Source organism: Paenibacillus senegalensis JC66 (assembly GCF_000285515.1).
GTDB lineage: Bacteria > Bacillota > Bacilli > Paenibacillales > NBRC-103111 > Paenibacillus_L > Paenibacillus_L senegalensis.
On record NZ_HE610957.1, the window covers coordinates 311,314 to 313,978 of the forward strand.

Sequence of the window (2,665 nt, forward strand, 5' to 3'; positions counted from 1 at the left end):
GTTAAACCGTTTAATCGGCCCCGCTTTCCACCCACTTTTGATAAAGGCGTTCAAGCTGATTCTTCAGATTTAAATAGTCTTGAGCTTTTTCCTTGTAGACCGCTTCCGCAAAGCTCCCCTCCTGCTCTAAGGGTACACTGCACTTTGCCTCCAGCCAAGCGGATAATTCGCTTTCCAGCTTTTCCAAGCGGGCTTCGAGCTCCATGATCCTATCTTCATAAGAGCTTGCGTCTAGATTAGAATCAGGCTCGCTTGCCGACCTTTGCTTCCTGTTTGAGCGATCGGGCTTAAGATTTGCCTTTTCTGTTCCGGCTTTACTATTAGATTCCGCAATACTTCGGGCCGCAGCTTTCTTTTTGCTGCTATAATCATTGTAATTCCCTGCGAAAACATGCCACTCGGCATCCTCCAGAATCCATAGTTTAGAGAACAAGCGATTGATAAAATAACGGTCATGCGATATAGCCAGCACGGTTCCCGTATATTCTAAAAGCGCCTCCTCCAAGGCTTCCCGGGAATCTATATCGAGATGATTGGTCGGCTCATCCAACAGCAGCACATTCGGCTGTTGATGCATAAGCAGAGCCAGCCTTAAGCGGCTCCATTCCCCGCCTGATAATTGACTTACTTGTTTAAACACATCTGTACCATAGAATAGAAAGCGCGCAAGCTCTGCTCTCGCTTTCCCCTCTTCCATAGCTGCTTGCTCCCGGAAGTAATGGAGTACGGTCACCGCATTTTCGGGAGGATGCTCCTCCTGGGCAAGAAATCCTATACTAACCCGGGCACCCCAATGAATTTCACCGCTGCTGCTTGTCTCCTGGCCTGTCAGCATGCGCAGCAATGTCGTTTTCCCCGAACCATTTTCCCCCAAGATGGCTATCCGTTCTCCATATTGAACCTGCAAATCAACCGGTTTCCACAATGTGCGGTCAGCATACTTTTTGCCAACTTCTTTTATTGCCAATACCCGCTTGCCGGAACGGCCCGCTGCATCGAGCGCCAAGCCGATTGATTTTCTTTCCAGTACAGGCCGCTTAAGCTTAACCATTCGTTCCAAAGCTTTTTCCATAGATGCAGCCCTGCGGTGAAAAGATGGGTTAGGAGGATTGGAGCGGTTTCCCCACTCTTTAAGCTGCTTAATCGTTTCCTGCATTTTGCGGATTTTTTTCTGCTGCTCTTCATATTGGGCAAATTCGCGAAGCAGTCGTTCTTCTTTCTCTTTCTGGTAACCGGAGTAATTCGTATAATATATCACGGCCTCCCGATCCTCGATCTCGATAATTTTGCCCACAACACAATCGAGAAAATAGCGGTCGTGTGATACGACGATAACCGTACCCTGATAGGAAACGAGATAGGCTTCCAACCATTCCAGCGCATCGCTATCCAAATGATTGGTTGGTTCATCAAGCAGCAGAACATCTGGAGCTTGAAGCAGCACAGCCGCCAAGCATACCTTCGTTTTTTCACCCCCGGACAACGATTGGAACAGACGTTCATAATTGGCAGGGCTAATGCCTAATCCCGACGCGACTTTGTCTATTCGGGCATCCATTTCATATCCGCCGGCTTGTTGGAATCGCTCCATAGTTTGGCCGTATTTATGCAGCAGCTCCGCCATCTTACCTTCATCGGCAGCAATAACCGGGTCGCTCATATGCCGCTCCCACCGGCGAAGCTCAGCCTGCCATTGCTTGAGCTGCTCGAAGCTTTCGGACAGCACATCATAAACTGTACAGTCCTCCCGAACCGAGGGCACCTGTTCAAGCAATCCAACCCGGCAGCCTTTCCGCCGGTGAACTTGCCCTGCATGTGGGGTTAGCATACCGCTGAGCAAGCGAAAGACCGTAGTTTTTCCACTGCCATTGCGGCCAATTAATCCGATACGCTCTCCTTCTTTAATGTCAAAGTTAACATTCTCTAAAACCTGTTCCGCACCATAGAAATAACTAACCTCATTGAATTGAATAATCATCGCTGGTTTCCTCCTCCGGGCGGCAGACTCCCGGACCGGAACTCACGTGATGAACAGTTGGCTTATGGCAAAGCTTCTGTTCCAATGCATATCTGCATAGAAAAAGGCTGCGGGAAAAATATCCCGCAGCCTCCAAACACGTAATGACGTTCAGGTCAAGGCAGGAGAATCTTTTCGCCATGTCATCGTTTTGGTAAAAATAGACAGACGTATCCCGTTGACCTGATTTGTAAAAAAGATGCCGCTGATTACCATAGGTAACTGGCTGATTCGCAAACTTGCGATTGAGGAGTTCATCTCCTGCCTCACCTCCTATTGAATAAAGTTGTTTTTATTATAGCCGGGACCTGTGCAATTGTCCATCCCCGTATTTCTTAATATTTATTGGGCAGGAATTGGATGGCCTGCCCTTCTTGCCCAGAGGAAGCAGAGCAGGCCGTTAGCTCCCAGGAGCAGAACAATGCCCACTATCATTGCTGCTATATCCGGCGAGAACAAACATAAGGTGCGCCAGCCCACGTCAGCAAGTAACAGAGCAACCGGCACTAGCGCCAAGCCGACTCCCCACAAAGCAAGACCACTTACCCAAAATAGAGCTTTTTTGCGAGGGATTCTTCTGCTCCTGATAAATCGTATGATAGTAAATGCAGTTATAGCAAGAAGTGAAAGCAGCACCCCTCCCTCAAT

General features: G+C 48.6%; 3 protein-coding genes. All 3 read right to left on the reverse strand.

The features are described from left to right. Nucleotides 1-10: 10 nt before the first annotated feature. The gene (abc-f, locus tag PSHG_RS01740) at nucleotides 11-1,978 is read right to left on the reverse strand and encodes a ribosomal protection-like ABC-F family protein (protein WP_010268530.1); all 1,968 of its coding nucleotides are present in this window, start codon (nucleotides 1,976-1,978) and stop codon (nucleotides 11-13) included. Nucleotides 1,979-2,128: 150 nt separating this feature from the next. After that, nucleotides 2,129-2,275, reverse strand: coding sequence for an RAxF-45 family protein (locus tag PSHG_RS30360; protein WP_157213421.1), 147 nt, complete (start codon nucleotides 2,273-2,275; stop codon nucleotides 2,129-2,131). Nucleotides 2,276-2,359: 84 nt separating this feature from the next. Further along, nucleotides 2,360-2,665 (reverse strand): hypothetical protein (locus PSHG_RS31150; RefSeq protein ID WP_026021129.1); only part of this gene is annotated, 306 nt, incomplete at its 5' end.